This window comes from Sphingomonas melonis DAPP-PG 224 (assembly GCF_000379045.1).
Lineage (GTDB): Bacteria > Pseudomonadota > Alphaproteobacteria > Sphingomonadales > Sphingomonadaceae > Sphingomonas > Sphingomonas aquatilis.
Genome location: NZ_KB900605.1, coordinates 267874 through 286490 on the forward strand (window position 1 = coordinate 267874; position 18617 = coordinate 286490).

18 protein-coding genes are annotated in these 18617 nt (G+C 66.1%); 9 read left to right on the top strand and 9 right to left on the bottom strand.

The window, feature by feature from the left end; genetic code table 11:
• The first annotated feature begins 8 nt into the window (after positions 1 to 8).
• On the top strand, positions 9 to 2711 hold the full coding sequence (locus SPHME3_RS0101365) for an Rne/Rng family ribonuclease (protein WP_018250510.1): 2703 nt from the start codon (positions 9 to 11) through the stop codon (positions 2709 to 2711).
• Between the two features lie 606 nt (positions 2712 to 3317).
• On the opposite strand, the gene SPHME3_RS0101375 is transcribed toward SPHME3_RS0101365, so the two are convergent.
• The 3 genes from SPHME3_RS0101375 to thiS all read right to left on the bottom strand — a co-directional run bounded on the left by SPHME3_RS0101375 (position 3318) and on the right by thiS (position 5008).
• Positions 3318 to 3605, bottom strand: coding sequence for a hypothetical protein (locus SPHME3_RS0101375; RefSeq protein WP_017977648.1), 288 nt, complete (start codon positions 3603 to 3605; stop codon positions 3318 to 3320).
• A gap of 85 nt (positions 3606 to 3690) precedes the next feature.
• The gene (locus SPHME3_RS0101380; protein ID WP_017977647.1) at positions 3691 to 3873 is read right to left on the bottom strand and encodes a CsbD family protein; all 183 of its coding nucleotides are present in this window, start codon (positions 3871 to 3873) and stop codon (positions 3691 to 3693) included.
• A gap of 127 nt (positions 3874 to 4000) precedes the next feature.
• Positions 4001 to 5008: a sulfur carrier protein ThiS gene (gene thiS, locus SPHME3_RS0101385; protein ID WP_017977646.1), complete on the bottom strand. Its 1008-nt coding sequence runs from the start codon at positions 5006 to 5008 to the stop codon at positions 4001 to 4003.
• A 333-nt stretch (positions 5009 to 5341) separates the two neighbouring features.
• Here thiS and aroQ point away from each other — a divergent pair, with 333 nt between their 5' ends.
• The 8 genes from aroQ (at position 5342) to SPHME3_RS0101425 (ending at position 11738) form a co-directional block, all read left to right on the top strand.
• Positions 5342 to 5776, top strand: a complete 435-nt coding sequence (gene aroQ, locus SPHME3_RS0101390) for a type II 3-dehydroquinate dehydratase (RefSeq protein WP_017977645.1) — start codon at positions 5342 to 5344, stop codon at positions 5774 to 5776.
• 14 nt (positions 5777 to 5790) lie between these two features.
• On the top strand, positions 5791 to 6276 hold the full coding sequence (accB, locus tag SPHME3_RS0101395; RefSeq protein WP_017977644.1) for an acetyl-CoA carboxylase biotin carboxyl carrier protein: 486 nt from the start codon (positions 5791 to 5793) through the stop codon (positions 6274 to 6276).
• A 6-nt stretch (positions 6277 to 6282) separates the two neighbouring features.
• Complete coding sequence (gene accC, locus SPHME3_RS0101400; protein ID WP_017977643.1) at positions 6283 to 7644, top strand: acetyl-CoA carboxylase biotin carboxylase subunit; 1362 nt, start codon at positions 6283 to 6285, stop codon at positions 7642 to 7644.
• 339 nt (positions 7645 to 7983) lie between these two features.
• The gene (locus SPHME3_RS0101405; RefSeq protein ID WP_017977642.1) at positions 7984 to 8367 is read left to right on the top strand and encodes an HdeA/HdeB family chaperone; all 384 of its coding nucleotides are present in this window, start codon (positions 7984 to 7986) and stop codon (positions 8365 to 8367) included.
• Positions 8368 to 8498: 131 nt separating this feature from the next.
• Positions 8499 to 8834 (top strand): arsenate reductase family protein, encoded by a 336-nt coding sequence (locus SPHME3_RS0101410; RefSeq protein WP_017977641.1) that lies wholly within the window; start codon positions 8499 to 8501, stop codon positions 8832 to 8834.
• A gap of 450 nt (positions 8835 to 9284) precedes the next feature.
• Positions 9285 to 9623, top strand: a complete 339-nt coding sequence (locus SPHME3_RS0101415; RefSeq protein ID WP_017977640.1) for a P-II family nitrogen regulator — start codon at positions 9285 to 9287, stop codon at positions 9621 to 9623.
• Between the two features lie 116 nt (positions 9624 to 9739).
• The gene (gene glnA / locus SPHME3_RS0101420; RefSeq protein ID WP_017977639.1) at positions 9740 to 11149 is read left to right on the top strand and encodes a type I glutamate--ammonia ligase; all 1410 of its coding nucleotides are present in this window, start codon (positions 9740 to 9742) and stop codon (positions 11147 to 11149) included.
• Between the two features lie 289 nt (positions 11150 to 11438).
• Positions 11439 to 11738, top strand: a complete 300-nt coding sequence (locus tag SPHME3_RS0101425) for a hypothetical protein (RefSeq protein WP_017977638.1) — start codon at positions 11439 to 11441, stop codon at positions 11736 to 11738.
• 27 nt (positions 11739 to 11765) lie between these two features.
• Here SPHME3_RS0101425 and SPHME3_RS0101430 read toward each other — a convergent pair whose 3' ends face one another.
• The 6 genes from SPHME3_RS0101430 to rpiA all read right to left on the bottom strand — a co-directional run bounded on the left by SPHME3_RS0101430 (position 11766) and on the right by rpiA (position 18567).
• Positions 11766 to 12512, bottom strand: a complete 747-nt coding sequence (locus tag SPHME3_RS0101430) for an HAD-IIB family hydrolase (RefSeq protein WP_017977637.1) — start codon at positions 12510 to 12512, stop codon at positions 11766 to 11768.
• Positions 12509 to 13339 (bottom strand): HAD family hydrolase, encoded by an 831-nt coding sequence (locus SPHME3_RS0101435; protein WP_017977636.1) that lies wholly within the window; start codon positions 13337 to 13339, stop codon positions 12509 to 12511. The genes SPHME3_RS0101430 and SPHME3_RS0101435 overlap by 4 nt, the downstream gene beginning before the upstream one ends.
• Positions 13336 to 14337, bottom strand: coding sequence for a phosphogluconate dehydrogenase (NAD(+)-dependent, decarboxylating) (gene gnd / locus SPHME3_RS0101440; RefSeq protein WP_257785369.1), 1002 nt, complete (start codon positions 14335 to 14337; stop codon positions 13336 to 13338). The genes SPHME3_RS0101435 and gnd overlap by 4 nt, the downstream gene beginning before the upstream one ends.
• Before the next feature lie 263 nt (positions 14338 to 14600).
• Positions 14601 to 15725 (bottom strand): transaldolase, encoded by a 1125-nt coding sequence (gene tal / locus SPHME3_RS0101445; protein WP_018250512.1) that lies wholly within the window; start codon positions 15723 to 15725, stop codon positions 14601 to 14603.
• Positions 15725 to 17794: a transketolase gene (gene tkt, locus SPHME3_RS0101450; RefSeq protein WP_017977633.1), complete on the bottom strand. Its 2070-nt coding sequence runs from the start codon at positions 17792 to 17794 to the stop codon at positions 15725 to 15727. Before tkt ends, tal begins: the two co-directional genes overlap by 1 nt.
• Before the next feature lie 71 nt (positions 17795 to 17865).
• A complete protein-coding gene (rpiA, locus tag SPHME3_RS0101455) occupies positions 17866 to 18567 on the bottom strand; it encodes a ribose-5-phosphate isomerase RpiA (RefSeq protein WP_018250513.1) in 702 nt (233 codons plus the stop codon).
• Positions 18568 to 18617 lie beyond the last annotated feature (50 nt).

Below are 18617 nucleotides of genomic sequence, written 5' to 3' on the forward strand. Positions count from 1 at the left end.
CCACGCGTATGCTGATCGACGCACGCCACCGGGAAGAAACCCGCGTCGCCGTCGTCAAGAATAACCGGATCGAAGAGTTCGATTTCGAATCCGCCGAACGCAAGCAGCTCAAGGGCAACATCTATCTCGCCAAGGTGACGCGCGTCGAGCCGTCGCTGCAAGCGGCGTTCGTCGATTACGGCGGCAATCGCCACGGCTTCCTCGCCTTCAGCGAAATCCACCCCGATTACTATCAGATTCCCAAGGAAGACCGCGACGCGCTGCTGCGCGAAGAGGCGGAGCATGCCGCGGAAGAAGCCGCGCTACGCGCCGAGCATGACGACGACGATCATGACGACGATGCGCACGACGATCGCGACCACGACGATTACGACGACGCCGATCATCATGACGACGACGATGCCGATCACGACGACGCCGAGGGCGGCGAAGGCGCCCCCGCGAAGAAGCCGCGCAATGGCAACGACGACCAGGTCGAGGCGCTGCGCCAGCGTCGCATGAACCTGCGCCGCCGCTACAAGATCCAGGACGTCATCCGCCGCCGTCAGGTGCTGCTGGTGCAGGTCGTCAAGGAGGAGCGCGGCAACAAGGGCGCGGCGCTGACGACCTATCTGTCGCTCGCCGGCCGTTATTGCGTGCTGATGCCCAACACGTCGCACGGCGGCGGGATCAGCCGCAAGATCAGCAACGCCGCCGATCGCAAGCGCCTGAAGTCGATCATGGCCGACATGCAGTTGCCCAGCTCGATGGGCTGCATCGTCCGCACCGCCGGCCTGCAGCGCACCAAGGTCGAGATCAAGCGCGACTTCGATTATCTCGCGCGTCTGTGGGACGGCATCCGCGAAGCGACGCTCGGCTCGTCGGCGCCGGCGCTGATCTATGGCGACAGCGACCTCATCAAGCGCGCGATCCGCGACATCTACAACAAGGACATCGACGAGGTGATCGTCGAGGGCGAAGAGGGCTATCGCCACGCCAAGGAATTCATGCGGCTCCTGATGCCCAGCCACGCCCGCCGCGTGAAGCAATATGCCGACGCCGTGCCGCTGTTCCAGCGCGCGCATGTCGAAGATCAGCTCGCCGCCATGTACCATCCGGTCGTACAGCTGAAGTCGGGTGGCTATCTGGTGATCAACCCGACCGAGGCGCTGGTCTCGATCGACATCAACTCCGGCCGGTCGACGCGCGAACACAATATCGAACAGACCGCGACCGCGACCAACCTCGAAGCCGCCAAGGAAATCGCCCGCCAGCTGCGCCTGCGCGACATGGCCGGCCTCGTCGTCATCGACTTCATCGACATGGACAACAATTCCAATGTCCGGAAGGTCGAGAAGGCGATGAAGGAAGCGCTGAAGGACGATCGCGCCCGCATCCAGGTGGGCCGCATCTCGTCGTTCGGCCTGATGGAAATGAGCCGCCAGCGCCTGCGCACCGGCGTGCTCGAAGCCTCGACGCGTCCCTGCCCGCATTGCGAAGGCACTGGCCTTGTCCGCACCGCCTCGTCGGCGGGCCTCAGCGCGCTGCGTCTCATCGAGGATGAAGCGGCCCGCGGCCGCGGTTCGGTGCTCACCCTGCGCGCCAGCCAGGAAGCGACGATCTACGTCCTCAACAAGAAGCGCGCGGACATCGCCGAGATCGAGGATCGCTATGGCGTGATCGTCGAGATCGTCCCCGATCGCGAAGAGGAAGGCGCGCGCATGTCGGTCGAGGCCAGCGGCCCGCCGCCCGCGCACCCGCCCAAGATCGAGGCGCTGGTCGAGGAAGACTATGACGACGTCCCCGAGGATATCGAGGACGAGGAAGAGGAAGACGAGATCGTCGAGGCCGTCGAGGAAGAGCCCCGGCGTGAGCGCGAGCGCGAGGAACGTGGCGAGGGCGAAGGCCGTGGCCGCCGCCGCCGCCGTCGCGGTCGCCGCGGTCGCAACCGCGAGGACGAGGCGGGCGACACCGCGTCGAACGATACCGCCGAAGCACCGGTCGACGCGACCGACGCGGAGGATGCCGACACCGACGTCGAGCCGCTCGCGGGTGACGAGGCCGAGACCGTCGAGGCCGACGGCGAGCAGCCGCAGGGCGAAGGCCGTCGCCGTCGCGGGCGTCGCGGTCGCCGTGGCGGTCGCCGCCATGCCGAAGGCACGCCGGCCGAGGGCTCGGACGCCGCGGTCGACAGCGCCGACGCCGACGTCGACGCACCGGCGGCCAACGAACCGATCGTCGAGGCGGGCGATGCCGGCCCGGTGACGACCGGTCTCGACGCGCCGGCCCCGGCGAAGGTCGAGGACGCCGAGCCCGTCGAGGCGCCGCGCACCCGCCGCCGCCCGCGCGCCCGCAAGGTCGCCGACGCGGCGCCGGTCGAGGCACCCGCCGCGGCCGAAGCGGAACCCGCCGTCGCCGAAGCGCCGGTCGTAGCCCCGGCCGCCGACGCCGAACCGGCGCCCAAGCCCAAGCGCACCCGCAAGAAGGCCACCCCGGCACCCGCGACCGAAGAGGCTCCCGCCGCCGAGGCGCCCGCCGCGGAGGAAAAGCCCAAGCGTCGCCGCACGCGCAAAGCCGCCACGACCGATGCCGTCCCTGCCGACACGGTGACCGCTCCGGAACCCGCCGCCCCGGCCGAGCCCGAGGACGCGGAAACCCCGGCCACGGACACTGCAACTGACACCGGCGAACAACCCCGCCGCGGCTGGTGGCAGCGCACCTTCGGCGCCTGATCGCCCCCGCCCACAGCGGCCAACAAAAAACGCCCTCTTCCTCACGGAAGGGGGCGTTTTTTTATGTGAGCAGACGGCCGAACCATACACCGCGCCGCCCGCCCGAACGTCATCCCGGCGAAGGCTGGAATCTCCCGGTCACAGGGCGCAACAAGAGCCGCAAAAGGTCCCAGCCTCCGCTGGGACGACGTCGGTCACGAAGCATGCGCTGCAAACAGCGCGATCGCAGACCAAAGATCCTGCGCCGCCATCCCGGCGCATTCGGCGCCCGGCATCTAGGTTACAAACCGCCTGCCCCCACACACCCCGTCATGCCGGACTCGTTCCGGCATCCACCGCGCCGCGCACGGGCAAACGTTGCGTCACTCAACGACGACCACCACCAGCACAACGGACGCCACAAGCGCCCCACACCTGATCCCAGCCGCGCTCAAACCACCGTCATTCCCGCGAAGGCGAGAATCCGGACTGGCAAGCCTCACGGCTCTTACCGCAACGATAGCGGCGCTAGATTCCCGCCTCCGCGGGAATGACGAAAAAGAGGGAGAGGAACGGCCCGGCAATAGACCGGTCGAACACACCGGTCCCAAACCACCCCCCTCAACGTCAGCGCAGCTTTTCGGACCCGTTCTTCAGCGCCGCCTTCTGCTCTTCGGTCATCGCCTGCGCATTCACGTCGGCGTCGTCGATCGCATCGGCCTGCTGTTCGCCGCTCTTGCGGATTTCCTTGGCCTGGTCCTTCAGATTGTCCGCTGCCTGCTCCATCGCATCGGCGCGGTTGTCGTAGGACTTCTCGACCTCGGAGCCGAGCTTGTCGTCGCCCTTGCCGCCGCACGCGCTCAGCGAGAGCGCCATCGCCACCAGCGTCGCGCCGGCCAGAATCGTCTTCTTCATGTGTCGTCCCCTGTTGTTGTCCAAGCGAAAGGGCCGCCCCGCAATGCGAGACGACCCTGTCGGTTACGCAAACTGATCCTGTGAATCAGATCTTGTCGCCGAGCGCGCCCTTGACGCTGCCCTTGACGTCCTGACCGGTGCCCTTGGCCTGCTGTGCTTCGCCTTCGGCCACCAGACGGTCATTGTCGGTCGCCTTGCCGACGGCTTCCTTGACGTTGCCGGCGATCTTGTTGCCGGCCGCTGCGACCTTGTCGGTGAATTCGCCCATCGATCGTCTCCTGCGATTGACTGCGACCCGCCAGCCGGGCCGCTTGATCTATCGCAAGAACAACGGGCCGAAGTCGGACCGGTTCCGTGACAAAAACTTTAGCGTCTGGTGCGGAACCAATACGATATCAGATCAAACCGGCAAGGGGACTGGACGGATCGGCATAGCGCCGCTGCCCCATGCGACCGGCGCGATAGGCCATCCGCCCCGCCTCGACCGCGCGCCGCATCGCGCCCGCCATCAGGATCGGGTCCTTGGCCTCGGCGATCGCGGTGTTCATCAGCACGCCGTCGCAGCCCAGCTCCATCGCCACCGCCGCGTCCGACGCGGTGCCGACGCCCGCATCGACCAGCACCGGCACGCCCGCGCCCTCGACGATCAGCCGGATCGTCACGCGGTTCTGGATGCCGAGCCCGGACCCGATCGGCGCGCCGAGCGGCATGATCGCGACCGCACCGGCATTCTCCAGCCGCTTCGCCGCGATCGGATCGTCGACGCAATAGACCATCGGCTTGAAGCCTTCGTTCGCCAGCACTTCCGTCGCGCGCAGCGTCTCGTGCATGTCGGGGTAGAGCGTCTTCGCCTCGCCCAGCACCTCCAGCTTCACGAGGTCCCAACCGCCCGCCTCGCGCGCCAGCCGCAGCGTACGGATCGCACTCTCCGCGTCGAAACAGCCCGCGGTGTTGGGCAGGTAGGTGACCTTCTTGGGATCAATGAAGTCGGTCAGCATCGGCGCGTTGCGATCGCTGACGTTCACCCGCCGCACCGCGACCGTGACGATCTCCGCACCGCTCGCCTCCAGCGCCGCGGCATTCTGCGCGAAGTCCTTATACTTGCCCGTCCCGACGATCAGCCGCGACCGGAACGTCTTGCCGGCGACGCTCCACGTGTCGTCGACGATCGGCGCCTGATGGTCGCCGCCCCCGACGAAATGCACGATCTCGATATCGTCGCCATCCTCGACGCACACGTCCTTCAACGTCGAGCGCGGCACGACCTCCAGGTTCCGCTCCACCGCGACCTTCTCGGGCACCAGCCCCAGCTCGTTCGCCAGATCGGCGAGGCTGAGACCGGCGGCGACGCGCTTGTGCTCGCCGTTCACGGTGATCGATACGGTGCCGTCGCTATGGGCCATGACGCGTCAAACTCCTTATGCGTGCCCCATCTAGGCGCGTGACGCCGCGTGTCCACCGTTGCTGGTTTGATTCACGCGAAGCCGCGAAGCCGCGAAGAGGCAAAAGAAGGTGAGTCACGCGGAGACGCGGAGACGCAGAGGGTGCATGAACCGGACGATCGTCTCGCACTGCCGCGGAGCGGCTCTATATCCCGTTAGCGATCAGAGAGAGCCCGCTGCCGCGGGCGAACCCCCTCCGCGTCTCCGCGTGAACCCCTTCTTCGCGTCTTCGCGTCTTCGCGTGAAAACCCCCTGCTTTGCGCCGCCCGCGAAACGACGATACACCCCCCGCCCATGACCGACACGATCTACGTCCTCAACGGCCCGAACCTGAACCTGCTCGGCACGCGCGAGCCGGAGATCTACGGCCACGACACGCTCGACGACATCGCCGGCCAACTCGAAGATCGTGCCCGCGAGCTCGACCTCGAGATCGACATGCGCCAGTCCAACCACGAAGGGCACTTGGTCGACTGGCTGCATGAGGCGCAGGCGCGCGGCGCGAAGGCGGTGATCCTCAACGCCGGTGCCTTCACGCATACGTCGATCGCCGTCCACGACGCGATCAAGGGTATCAGGACGCCGGTGATCGAGGTCCACCTCTCCAACCCGCACACCCGCGAGGACTTCCGTCACGTCAGCTTCGTCGGGCGTGCCGCAAAAGGCACGATCGCCGGCTTTGGCGCCCTCTCGTACATGCTCGCGCTTGAAGCCGCGGCGCGCTTCTGACAGGAGGCCTTCCCATGACCGACCAGACCCCCAACGGTGCCATGCAGGTTGACGTGAACCTCGTGCGCCAGCTCGCCGAACTGCTCGACGCCACCCATCTGACCGAGATCGAGGTGGAAGAGGGCGACCGCAAGATCCGCGTCGCGCGCAAGGCCGCCCCCCAGGCCGCGCCCGTCCACTATGCCCCCGCGCCCCTCGCCGCAGCGCCTGCCGCCCCCGCGGCCGCCGCGCCGGTCGAAGCCGGTGCGATGGCGCCGGCCGTGTCCGCCAATGCGGTGAAGTCGCCGATGGTCGGCACCGCCTATCTCGCCGCCGAGCCGGGCGCCAAGCCCTTCATCAGCGTCGGCCAGAGCGTCTCGGCCGGCGACACGCTGCTGATCGTCGAGGCGATGAAGGTCATGAACCCGATCGTTGCCGCCACCGCCGGCACCGTCCGCCAGATTCTGATCGAAAACGGCCAGCCGGTCGAATTCGACCAGCCGCTCGTGGTCGTCGAGTAACCACGCGTGACCGCTGCTCCCCGTCAGATCAAGAAGCTGCTGATCGCCAACCGTGGCGAAATCGCGCTGCGCATCCACCGCGCCTGTCGCGAGATGGGCATCCGCACCGTCGCGGTCCATTCCACCGCCGATGCCGACGCGATGCACGTCCGCCTCGCCGACGAGGCGATCTGCATCGGGCCGCCCGCCGCGGTCGACAGCTATCTCAATATCCCCAACATCATCTCGGCGGCCGAGATCAGCGGCGCTGACGCGATCCACCCGGGCTATGGGTTCCTCAGCGAAAACGCGCGGTTCGCCGAGATCGTCGAACTGCATAACCTGATCTTCGTCGGGCCGAAGCCCGAGCATATCCGCACGATGGGCGACAAGATCGAGGCGAAGCGCACCGCCGGCGCGCTCGGCCTGCCGCTCGTCCCCGGGTCCGACGGTGCGATCAGTGACGTCGCCGAAGCCAAGGCGATCGCGGCGAAGGCCGGCTATCCCGTCATCATCAAGGCGGCGTCGGGCGGCGGCGGGCGCGGCATGAAGGTGTGCCATTCCGAGGACGAACTCGAAACGCTGATGCAGCAGGCCGGCAGCGAGGCGAAGGCCGCGTTCGGCGATGCCACGGTGTATCTCGAAAAGTATCTCGGCAACCCGCGCCATATCGAGATCCAGGTCTTCGGCGACGGCAACGGCAATGCGATCCACTTAGGGGAACGCGACTGCTCTCTGCAACGCCGCCACCAGAAGGTGCTGGAGGAAGCACCCTCCCCCGTGCTCAGCCAAGCCGATCGCGAACGCATCGGCGGCGTCTGCGCGAAGGCGATGGCCGACATGGGCTATCGCGGCGCCGGCACGATCGAATTCCTGTGGGAAGACGGCGAATTCTACTTCATCGAGATGAACACCCGTTTGCAGGTGGAACATCCGGTGACGGAGATGATCACCGGCCTCGACCTCGTCCGCGAACAGATTCGCGTTGCCGAGGGGCATCCGCTGACGCTGCGCCAGGAGGACGTGCAGTTCCGCGGCCATGCGATCGAATGCCGCATCAATGCCGAGGATCCGCGCACCTTCGCGCCCTCGCCGGGTCTGGTGAAGCAGTTCCACGCGCCGGGCGGCATGCACGTGCGCGTCGATAGCGGCCTCTACGCCGGCTATAAGGTGCCGCCCTATTACGACAGCATGATCGCCAAGCTGATCGTTTACGGCACCACCCGCGAAGGGGCGCTGCGCCGCCTGCGCCGCGCGCTGGAGGAATTCGTCATCGACGGTCCGACGACGACGATCCCGTTGCATCAGGCGCTGCTCGACGATCCCGAATTCCAGCGCGGCGACTATACGATCAAGTGGCTGGAAGAGTGGCTCGCGAAGCAGGGATAACGGCGGCCGTCCCTGGGACGGCCTCCTCCTGACACGCCAGCCCTGATCGTCCCACACCCATAACGTCCTCCCAGCGAAGGCTGGAATCTCCCGGCAAGCGTGCGCAGCACGCGCCGAGAGAGGTTCCTGCCTTCCTGGCCGACATTTCCAGGATGACGGATCACGCACCCGCAGCGCACAAATCCCTGCTGCGCAACAACAATTTTCGAATACGATCGCACAACGATAACAATCGTTGCTGACGCCCAAATAACGGCATCATGAATTTGCCGTTAGAATGAAGCCGATATGGACATACCGGCATTTTACCAGCGCCTCTAAGGAAGGGAGACTGGAACAATGACCCGGATGTTTGGCACGATCGCCGCCTGTGCGCTTCTCGCCGTTTCCTCGACTGCCGTTGCGGCGCCGCTGCAAGTGCAGGAAAAGGCGACCATTCCCAGCCGCAGCGGCGAAGTCCGCCACGTCGACCTGCTCAAGCAGGGCAAGCACCTCGAAACCGTGACCTGCGGCGACTTCGGCCTGCTCGACGAAAGCTTCCGCCCGCAGGCGGTCGTCTATGCCGCCAATTACGGTCCGAAGGGCAAGGCGCACCCGACCGTGACGCTCGACGGCGTCGAGAACGTCGTGCCGATCGTCGTGCAGCAGTGCAAGGCGCAGCCCGGCAACCATTTCCTCACCGCCGTACGCAACGCCATGAAGGCCGCGCGTACCAAGGGCTGACCGCCTCACTCGGCCCGGTGCAGGGGGCGGCGCATCGCACATGCGCCGCCCTTTTGCCGTTCGGGCGACCAGACCCCGCCCGCCCCCGCACGCTCTCCCGCATCCCGCCGAACCGCGATATACCGCCGGTCATGCACGCCACCATCTACCACAACCCGCGCTGCGGCACCTCGCGCAGCACCCTCGCCCTCCTCGAAGAGGCCGGCGCCGACGTCACCGTCATCGAATATCTCAAGCACCCGCCGACCGTCGCGGAGCTTTCGCGCCTCTATGCCGCCGCGGGCCTCACCCCACGCGAGGGGCTGCGAATGACCGAACCCGATGCCAAGGCACTGGCCGACGCCGACGATGCAACGATCCTCGAGGCGATGACGATCAATCCGATCATCATCCAGCGCCCGCTCGTCGAAACCGACAAGGGCGTCGTCCTCGCCCGCCCGGCCGAAAAGGTGCGCGAGATCCTCTAAGGCGAGACCGCCCCACAGCCCCCTCGCCGTCATTCCCGCGCAGGCGGGAATCCATAACCTCTGACGTTTCGGCTCGAGCCGCACTGTCAACCAGTCTGGATTCCCGCCTCCGCGGGAATGACGAAATTGCTTTTCGGCTCCCACCCCGTCGCCCCGCTGTCCTACACGCTCCCGCTCTGCTATACGCCCCGCCATGCCGTTCCTGCCGCCTCGCGCCACCCGTTGCCCATCGGCACCGGGCCGGGGGCGTTTTCGGACGATACGTATTGTCCACTTCGTCCACTTCCGCGCGTCGGATCGCTGCTCGCGACTCGGGCAACGGGGCACGAAATGCCCGTTTTGCAGGCAGCAAAATCGGCCGAATCCCGGTTGCCCCTCGGGCTCCGGACTGGCACGTTTGGTGCAACACCCGCGCTCGGGGCGAGGGTTTCAGTCAAGGGGCGTGGTCCGGTGAAGAAGGTCGAAGCCATCATCAAGCCGTTCAAGCTGGATGAGGTGAAGGAAGCACTGCACGAGATCGGCGTGTCCGGCATCACCGTCACCGAAGCCAAGGGCTTCGGGCGGCAGAAAGGCCATACCGAACTCTATCGCGGCGCCGAATATGTCGTCGACTTCCTGCCCAAGGTGAAGCTGGAGGTCGTCGTCGACGACGCGCTCGCTGAACGCGTGGTGGAGGCGATCGCCGCCGCCGCGCAGACGGGCCGGATCGGCGACGGCAAGATCTTCGTCATCCCGGTCGAAACCGCGTTGCGCATCCGCACCGGCGAGCGCGACGAGGCTGCGATCTAGTCACCGTCTGACATCTTCGTCATTTGACGCGGCGCAACAATCTGTGTGATTGGCACGCCCGCGACGCAACATCCTTCCGGTCCCGGCCGGGTCATTACCAGAGCAAAGGGCTTTCCATGGCGACCGCCAACGACATCCTGAACAAGATCAAGGACGAGGAGATCGAGTGGGTCGATCTGCGCTTCACCGACCCCAAGGGCAAGTGGCAGCACCTCACCATGGTCGCCAGCGTGATGGGCGAAGATGAATTCACCGACGGCCTGATGTTCGACGGCTCCTCGATCGAGGGCTGGAAGGCGATCAACGAGTCGGACATGGTCCTGAAGCCCGATCTCGACGCGATCTACACCGATCCGTTCTCGGCCACCCCGATGCTGATCGTGTTCTGCGACGTCGTCGAACCCTCGACCGGCGAACTCTACGCCCGCGATCCGCGCTCGACCGCCAAGCGCGCCGAGGCGTATCTGAAGACCACGGGCGTCGGCGACACCGTATACGTCGGCCCGGAAGCCGAATTCTTCATGTTCGACAACGTGCAGTTCGACACGAACTACGCCGAGTCGTACTTCAAGATCGACGATATCGAGCTGCCGACCAACACCGGCCGCGAGTATGAAGGCGGCAACCTCGGCCACCGTCCGCGCGCCAAGGGCGGCTATTTCCCCGTCGCGCCGGTCGACTCGGCGGTCGACATCCGCGGCGAGATGGTCTCGACGATGCTCGAAATGGGCCTGCCCTGCGACAAGCATCACCACGAAGTCGCAGCCGCGCAGCACGAGCTGGGCCTCACCTTCGGCACGCTGACGCAGACCGCCGACCGCATGCAGATCTACAAGTACGTCGTGCATCAGGTCGCGCATGCCTATGGCAAGTCGGCCACCTTCATGCCCAAGCCGATCAAGGAAGATAACGGCTCGGGCATGCACACCCACTTCTCGATCTGGAGCGGCAAGACCCCGCTGTTCGCGGGCGAAGGCTATGCCGGCCTGTCGGAAATGTGCCTGTACTTCATCGGCGGCATCATCAAGCACGCCAAGGCGGTCAACGCCTTCACCAACCCGACCACCAACAGCTACAAGCGTCTGGTGCCGGGTTACGAAGCACCGGTGTTGCTCGCCTATTCGGCGCGCAACCGCTCGGCCTCGTGCCGCATTCCGTACGGCACCGGCCCCAAGGCGAAGCGCGTCGAAGTCCGCTTCCCGGACGCGATGGCCAACCCCTATCTCGCCTATGCGGCGCTGATGATGGCGGGCATGGACGGCATCCAGAACAAGATCCACCCGGGCGAGGCGATGGACAAGAACCTGTACGACCTGCCGCCGGCAGAGCTCGCTCAGGTCCCGACCGTCTGCGGTTCGCTCCGCGAGGCGCTCGACAGCCTGGCCGCCGACCACGACTTCCTGCTGAAGGGCGACGTGTTCTCGAAGGACCAGATCGAAGCGTACATCGAGATCAAGCGCGGCGAAGTCGCGCGCTGGGAAATGACCCCCAGCCCGGTCGAATACGACATGTACTACAGCGCCTGAGCGTGCCGGGCCGGCACGCGGTGCGGCAAAGCCGCACAGGCGCTGTCGGCCAGCCTCATGGCACATGAGGACTGACGGCGTGGCTCCGCCACGCCGTCGCCAATGACAGAGGGGGCGCCGGACCAGATCCGGCGCCCCCTCTCTCGTTCTAGTTGGATGCCCACCCGGCCATCCTACTGACAACGCTCGCAGAACCCAAAGCCCCTGTCCTACACGCCCCGGCTTCGCTACCGCCGACGCCACCGCAACCTGCCCCTCCGCCGGTCGCGGCAACGCAAGGACGACGACGATGGCCAAACGCTTCTGGGCACAGCTGATCGAGATGGATGAGCCGATGACGCCGGCCAGCATTCCCGGCGCGACCGATCACGAGTCCGCGGCGGAAAACCTCGTCGCGGATTTCGTCGGTGCGATGGGGGGAGAGATCACCAGCGGCGCGGTGCGCGTCTGGATCGATGGCGGTCTCGCGAAAATCTACGACTGGAGCGCCGAGTTCGAGATGCCCGATACATCCGACCTGTCGGATGACGAAGAGATCGAGGTCGAGGGCGAGATCGTCCTGACCGAACGGGTGCGGCGCCCGGACTGACCGGGCTCATCGCACCCCGCGGTTAATTCACTTCTGGCAGGCGACGATCGCGGTGATGACCGAGATCGTTTCTTCCGGATCGCGAACGCGCACCGTGTCCAGCCCCAGTTCCTTTGCCGGATAATCGTTGCCGCCGGGGAAGATCGCGTCGCCGATGAACATCATCGCGTCGAGCGGGATGCCGCTCTCGTCGCGCAGCTTCTTCAGGCCGTACGCCTTGTCGACGCCTTCCTGCGTGATGTCGATCGAGGTCGCGCCGCCCATGTTGATCGACAGGCCCGGCAGGCGCTGCTTCAGATCGGCCTGGATGACCTTGCGCTTCTCGAACTTGGGGTCCCAGTGTTCCTTTTCGGCAACGGGCGCTTCCTGGCCGAGTGCGGAGAAGGTGATCTGGCTGCCACGATCCTCGATCCGCTCGCCCCAGGTCTTTTCGGGAACGAAGCCCGTCGCTTCCAACGACTCGTCGAACGCCTTCAGGATTTTCGCCTTGGTCGCATCGTCGAACAGCTCGGCATAGACCGTCTGCCATGCGCCATCGCGGTGGACGTACAGCTTGGTGCCCGTCGTCGGCATCAGCCACAGCTTGGACAGGTCGGCGCGGGCCGGCAGGCGGCTCGCCACCTGCTTCTGAAACTGCGGCCAGTCGCCGCCCGAGATGACCGCGACATGCGCCACGCCGAGCAAGTCGGCGAGCGCTTCGCCCATCGGTTCCTGCAAGGGCTGCTTGCTCTCGGCCAGCGTTCCGTCGAGGTCGAAGGCAATCAGCTGTTTCATTCGGTAGCTCCGGTACGGGGAAGGATGATGGTGTCGATGGCATGGGCGACGCCATCGGCGTCGTTGGCGGTGGTGACGTGATCGGCGCGCGCCTTCACCGGATCGGGGGCGTTGCCCATCGCGATCGACAGGCCGGCGCGCTCCAGCATCGGCACGTCGTTGAACTGGTCGCCAAGTGCGGCGATCGCATCCAGCGGCTGATCGAACGCAGCAGCCAACGCGATCAGGCCGTCGCCCTTGTTGGCGGCCAGCGCAGTCACGTCGAGGTAATAGACCTGGCTCTGCACGATCGTCGCATCCTCGCCATGCGCCGCCTTGCAGCGGTCCGCGAGGTCGCTGAGCATCGGCGCATCGTCGCTGACGAAGGTGATCTTGTCGGCGCGGGCCAGCAGATCGCCGAAATCGTCGGTGACGATCGGATCCTGATTGGATGCCAACCGCTCGTGCGCCACATGCTCACCCTGGTCCGTCGAGGCGTACCAATGGTCGTCGGCAAAGACCCACAGGTCGACCGGGCTCTCCGCCGCGATGGCCATGACGCCCATCGCGACGCCCTCGTCGATGACGTGATGCTCGGTGATCGTGCCATCGCGCTTGAACAGGATGCCGCCGTTGAACGCCGCCATCGGTCCGTCGAGCCCCAGCGTCTCGACGATCGGCAGGATGCCGGAGATCGGCCGCGCGCTGATGACGGTGAACCCGACGCCCGCCTCTTCCAAGCGCGAGACCGCCGCGGTGGTCGCGGCGGTCAGTTTCTTCTGCCTGTCGACCAAAGTGCCGTCGATGTCGGACACGACGAGGGCGATGGGCTTCACGCCATCGCTCACTGCGGCATCTCGACGTGCCCGCCGAAGCCGAAGCGCATCGCCGATAAAATCTTGTCGCCGTACGTGTGCTCAATGCGGCTGCGGTATCGCGCGAACAGCGAGGCGGTGAGCACGTTGGCGGGCACCTTTTCCTCCATCGCGGCGTCGATCGTCCACTGGCCCTCGCCCGAATCCGCGACGCTGCCGGAGAAGCCGTTCAGTTCGCCATCCTTGGCCAGCGCGATGGCCGTTAGATCGAGCAGCCACGACGAGATGACGCTGCCACGGCGCCAGACCTCGGCGATGTCGGTCATGTTGAGGTCGAAGCGCTCGTCCTCGGGCAGCTTGTCGCTGTTCTTCGACTTCAGGATGTCGAAGCCCTCGGCATAGGCCTGCATCAGGCCATATTCGATGCCGTTGTGGACCATCTTGACGAAGTGCCCGGCACCCGCGGGCCCGGCATGGATATAGCCCTTTTCGGCGCGCGGATCGGCTTGGCCCGCGATGCGGCCCGGCGTCCGCTCGATCGTGCCGAGGCCGGGGGCGAGCGCGTCGAAGATCGGATCGAGCATCGTGACGGTGTCGTCGTCGCCGCCGATCATCATGCAATAGCCGCGCTCGAGGCCCCAGACACCGCCCGATGTGCCGACGTCGACATAATGGACGCCCTTGTCCGCCAGGCCCTTCGCGCGGCGAATGTCGTCCTTGTAGAAGGTGTTGCCGCCGTCGATGACGACGTCGCCGGCCTTGGCGCCCTCGCCGATCGCGGCGATCGTATCCTCGGTCGGGCCGCCGGCGGGGAGCATGACCCACCAGATGGCGGGCGTGTCGAGCTTGCCGCGGACGTCGTCGAGCGAACTGGCGGGAATCGCACCCTCCCCTGCGAGCTTCTCCACCGCCTCTGCGCTGCGGTCGTAGACGACGACCTGATGGCCCGCCTTCATCAGCCGTCGCGCGATGTTGCCGCCCATACGGCCGAGGCCGATCAGTCCGATCTTCATATCTGCTGCCTTACGGATGGTTGGATGTCGAAGGGTAGAACCCGGAGCAGGCCGAGTTGTTGCGGGGCCGGTTCGATTTGGTGCGGGGGTGCGGCCACCGGGTTGTAAGGAAAGCTTTTCGGCCGCCTCAATACAGCGTCACCCCGGACTTGGTCCGGGGTCCACTCCGCGGCGAGGGGGGCGGCATTAGCCTCCTGCCGTCCCCCCGCGGCCCGGTGGACCCCGGACCAAGTCCGGGGTGACGGAGGATGTGGGGCGGAGGTTGATCCCGCCCCCGATCATTACGCCTCCGCCGGCTGCTTCGCGGCGATCGAGGCCAGCAGGTCGTCGAACGCCTTGGCGAAGGACGCGACGCCCTCCAGAACCAGCGTGTCGGTGACGCCCGTCAGGTTCAGCCCCAGACGCTCGGCATCGGCGAGCACCTTGCGCGCGCCGTCGACGTCCTGCGTCAGCGTCTCGGCGACGGTGCCACGTTCGCGGAAGGCGTCCATCGTCGCAGGCGGCATGGTGTTGACCGTGTCGCGGCCGATCAGCGTGTCGACGTAGAGCGTGTCCGGATACGCCTTATCCTTCACGCCGGTCGACGCCCACAGTAGCCGCTGCGGCTGCGCGCCCTTGGCGGCGAGCGCCTGCCAACGGTCCGACCGTTCGAAGTCGAGGAACCATTGATAGGCCATCTTGGCGTTGGCGATGGCGACCTTGCCGCGCAGGCCCTTCAGCGTCTCGGCTTCGGGATCGCCCTCGGCCACGCGACGGTCGATTTCCTTGTCGATGACCGTATCGATACGGCTGACGAAGAAACTGGCGACACTGGCGATATGGTCGATCGGCTGGCCCTGGCGGACTCGCTCCTCCAGGCCGGTCGCATAGGCTTCGCCCACGCGGATGTAGGCATCGAGCGCGAACAGCAGGGTGACATTGACGTTGATGCCCTTGGCGATCGTCGCGCTGATCGCCGGCGCGCCCGCGACCGTGCCGGGGATCTTGATCATCAGGTTCTTGTGGCCGACCGCGTGCCACAGCTTGTCGGCCTCGGCGATCGTCGCGTCGGTGTCGTCCGCGATGTACGGCGACACCTCCAGGCTGACGTAACCGTCCTTGCCATCGAGGCGGTCGTAGACCGGCTGCAACGTTTCCGCCGCGGCCTTGATGTCCTGGATCGCGAGATGTTCGTAACGGTCGATCGTCGCTGCGCCGGGGTTCGCCTTGTCGAAGGCGGCGAGCGTCGCGTCATAGGCGTCGCCATGGCCCATCGCCTTTTCGAAGATCGACGGGTTGGAGGTGACGCCGGTCAGGCCGTCCTCGTTCACCAGCTTTTCGAGGCCCTTGGCTTCGAGGAACTTGCGATCGACGAAGTCGAGCCACACCGCGGTGCCCGCGGCGGAAAGGTCGCTCAGCTTGCTCATTACTTGGTCTCCAGCATCTCGCGCGCCACCTTGACGACATTGTCGACGGTGAAGCCGTATTTGTCCTGCAGCTTGGATATGGGGGCGGAGGCACCGAACGTCGACATGGTGATCGTGCGGCCTTCCAGACCGACGAAGCGATGCCAGCCGATCTCGCCCGCCTGCTCGACCGCGAGGCGCGCGGTGACGCCCTTGGGCAGCACGCTTTCCTTATAGTCGTCGGACTGGAGTTCGTAGCGATACCAGCTCGGCAGCGAGACGACGCGGCTCTTCACGCCATCGGCGGTCAGCTTTTCATGCGCCTCGACGACGAGGTGCAATTCGCTGCCCGTCGCGATCAGGATGACGTCGGGCGTGCCGTCGCAATCGGCAAGGACATAGCCGCCCTTCATCACGCCCTCTGCCGAGGCGTATTTCGACCGATCGAGCGTCGGCATCGCCTGACGCGAGAAGATCAGCGCCGTCGGGCGGCTGGCATCCTCCAGCGCGGCGCGCCACGCATAACCGACCTCGTTGGCGTCACCGGGGCGGATCGTGTCGAGACCGGGGATCGCGCGCAACGTGGCGAGATGCTCGATCGGCTGGTGCGTCGGGCCGTCCTCGCCGACGCCGATCGAATCGTGGGTGAACACCCAGACCGCGGCCAGTTCCATGATCGCCGACAGGCGGATCGGCGCGCGCATGTAATCGGCGAAGACGAGGAAGGTCGAACCGTAGCTGCGCAGGTGCGACAGCGCCATGCCGTTGACCACGCCGCCCATGCCATGTTCGCGCACGCCGAAGTGGAAGTTCTGGCCGCCATAGTTCGACGCTTCGAACGAGGCCTTGCCCTTGATGTCGGTCTTGGTCGACGGCGCAAGGTCGGCGGAGCCGCCGATCAGCCACGGCACCTTCGCGGCGAGCGCGTTGAGCACCTTGCCGCCCGAATCGCGGGTCGCGAGACCCTTTTCGTCGGCCGGGAATTCGGGAACGTCGGCGTCCCAGCCCTCGGGCAGCGAGTCCTTGAGCATCAGGTCGAGCTCGGCGGCGAGATCGGGCTGCGCCTCGCGATACTTCGCGAAATTCGCGTCCCATTCCTCGCGCAGCTTCGTGCCGCGGTCGGCGATCGCGTCGTGGAAGTGTTCGGCGACGCCATCGGGGATGTAGAAGCTCTTGTCCTCGGGCCAGCCATAGGCCTTCTTGGTCGCGCGGATGTTATCCTCGCCGAGCGGCTCGCCGTGTGCCTTCTCGCTGCCGGCCTTGGGGCTGCCCCAACCGATCACCGAATGGACGACGATGAAGGTCGGCTTGTCGTTCGTCGACTTGAACGTCTCGATCGCAGCCGCAAACGCCTTGGTGTCGTTGGCATCGTCGATGTGGATGACGTTCCAGCCATAGGCCTCGAACCGCTTGCCGACGTCTTCGTCGAACGCGAGATCGGTGCCGCCCTCGATCGAGATGTGGTTGCTGTCGTAGATCCAGCACAGGTTGCTGAGCTTGAGGTGGCCGGCAAGGCTCGCCGCTTCGGCCGCGACGCCTTCCATCATGTCGCCATCGCCGCACAGCGTGTAGACGTCATGATCGAACAGCGTGAAGCCACCCTGGTTGTAGCGCGCCGCGAGCCAGCGCTCCGCGATCGCCATGCCGACGGAGTTGGAGCACCCCGCGCCCAGCGGTCCGGTCGTCGTCTCGACGCCCGTGGTGTGGCGGTATTCGGGGTGGCCCGGCGTGCGCGAGGCGAGCTGGCGGAAGCCCTTCAGATCGTCGAGGCTGAGCGCGGGACGGCCGGTCTTGTTACCGTCCGCGTCGATCTCTTCGATGCCGGCGAGGTGGATCAGGCTGTACAGCAACATCGACGCATGGCCGACCGACAGGACGAAACGGTCGCGGTTGGGCCAGTCGGGCTTGGACGGATCGTAGCGCAGGAATTGCGACCAGAGCGTATAGCCGACGGGCGCCAGTGCCATCGGCGTACCGGGGTGGCCGGAATTGGCTTTTTGCACCGCGTCCATCGACAGCGTGCGGATCGTGTCGATCGTCAGGCGTTCCAGCGATCCGTCCTCGTGGAGCGCAGTCGTCGTATCGGTCATGGATTAGGGCCCTTGCTCTTACGCTGCATCGAACGCCTGCACGCCCGATCCGTTGCGGTCGAGCGCAGCCTTTAACGGGAGGGCGCGTCCCGTTCCAGTCGCGAAACGACGCCGCCGTGCGCGATATAGGCGCCATCCACCTCGCGCAGGAACAGCCCGTGGCCGAGCGCGCCGGGCAAGGCATCGAGCCATGCTGCGGTGGTAAGAGGATCGGCAAGGTCTAGGTGGCAGTCCGCGATCCAATTACCGTTGTCGGTGACATAGGGGTCGCCCTCGCGCAGGCGCAGCGTCGCACCCTCCCCCAAAGCCGCCAGCACCGACGCACGCGCGAAGGGCAGGATTTCGACCGGCACCGGCACCCCGCCGATGCGCGAACCGTGCTTCGATCCGTCGGCGATCACCACCATCCGGTCCGATGCGGCCGCCACCACCTTCTCGCGCAGCATCGCCCCGCCGGCGCCCTTCACCGCATACAATCGGTCATCGATCGCGTCGGCGCCGTCGATCGTCAGGTCGACGCGTGGCACATCGGCAAAGTCGAGCATCGCGATGCCGAGGCTGCGGCCTAGCGCATCGCTGGCGCGCGACGTCGCGACGGCCCGGATCGTCAGGCCACCCTGCGCGATGCGTTGGGCGAGCCGGTGGATCGCGTGGGTCGCGGTGGATCCGGTGCCCAGTCCGACGAGCATGCCGTCGCGGACCTCCTCCACTGCCGCTGCCGCGGCAGCCGCCTTGTCGGCGTCCTGCTGCGCCTTGTCGCATGTCTCCGTCATGGCACTCCTTTTCCGCACTGCGACAATTTGCGACATTAATAACGGTCAAC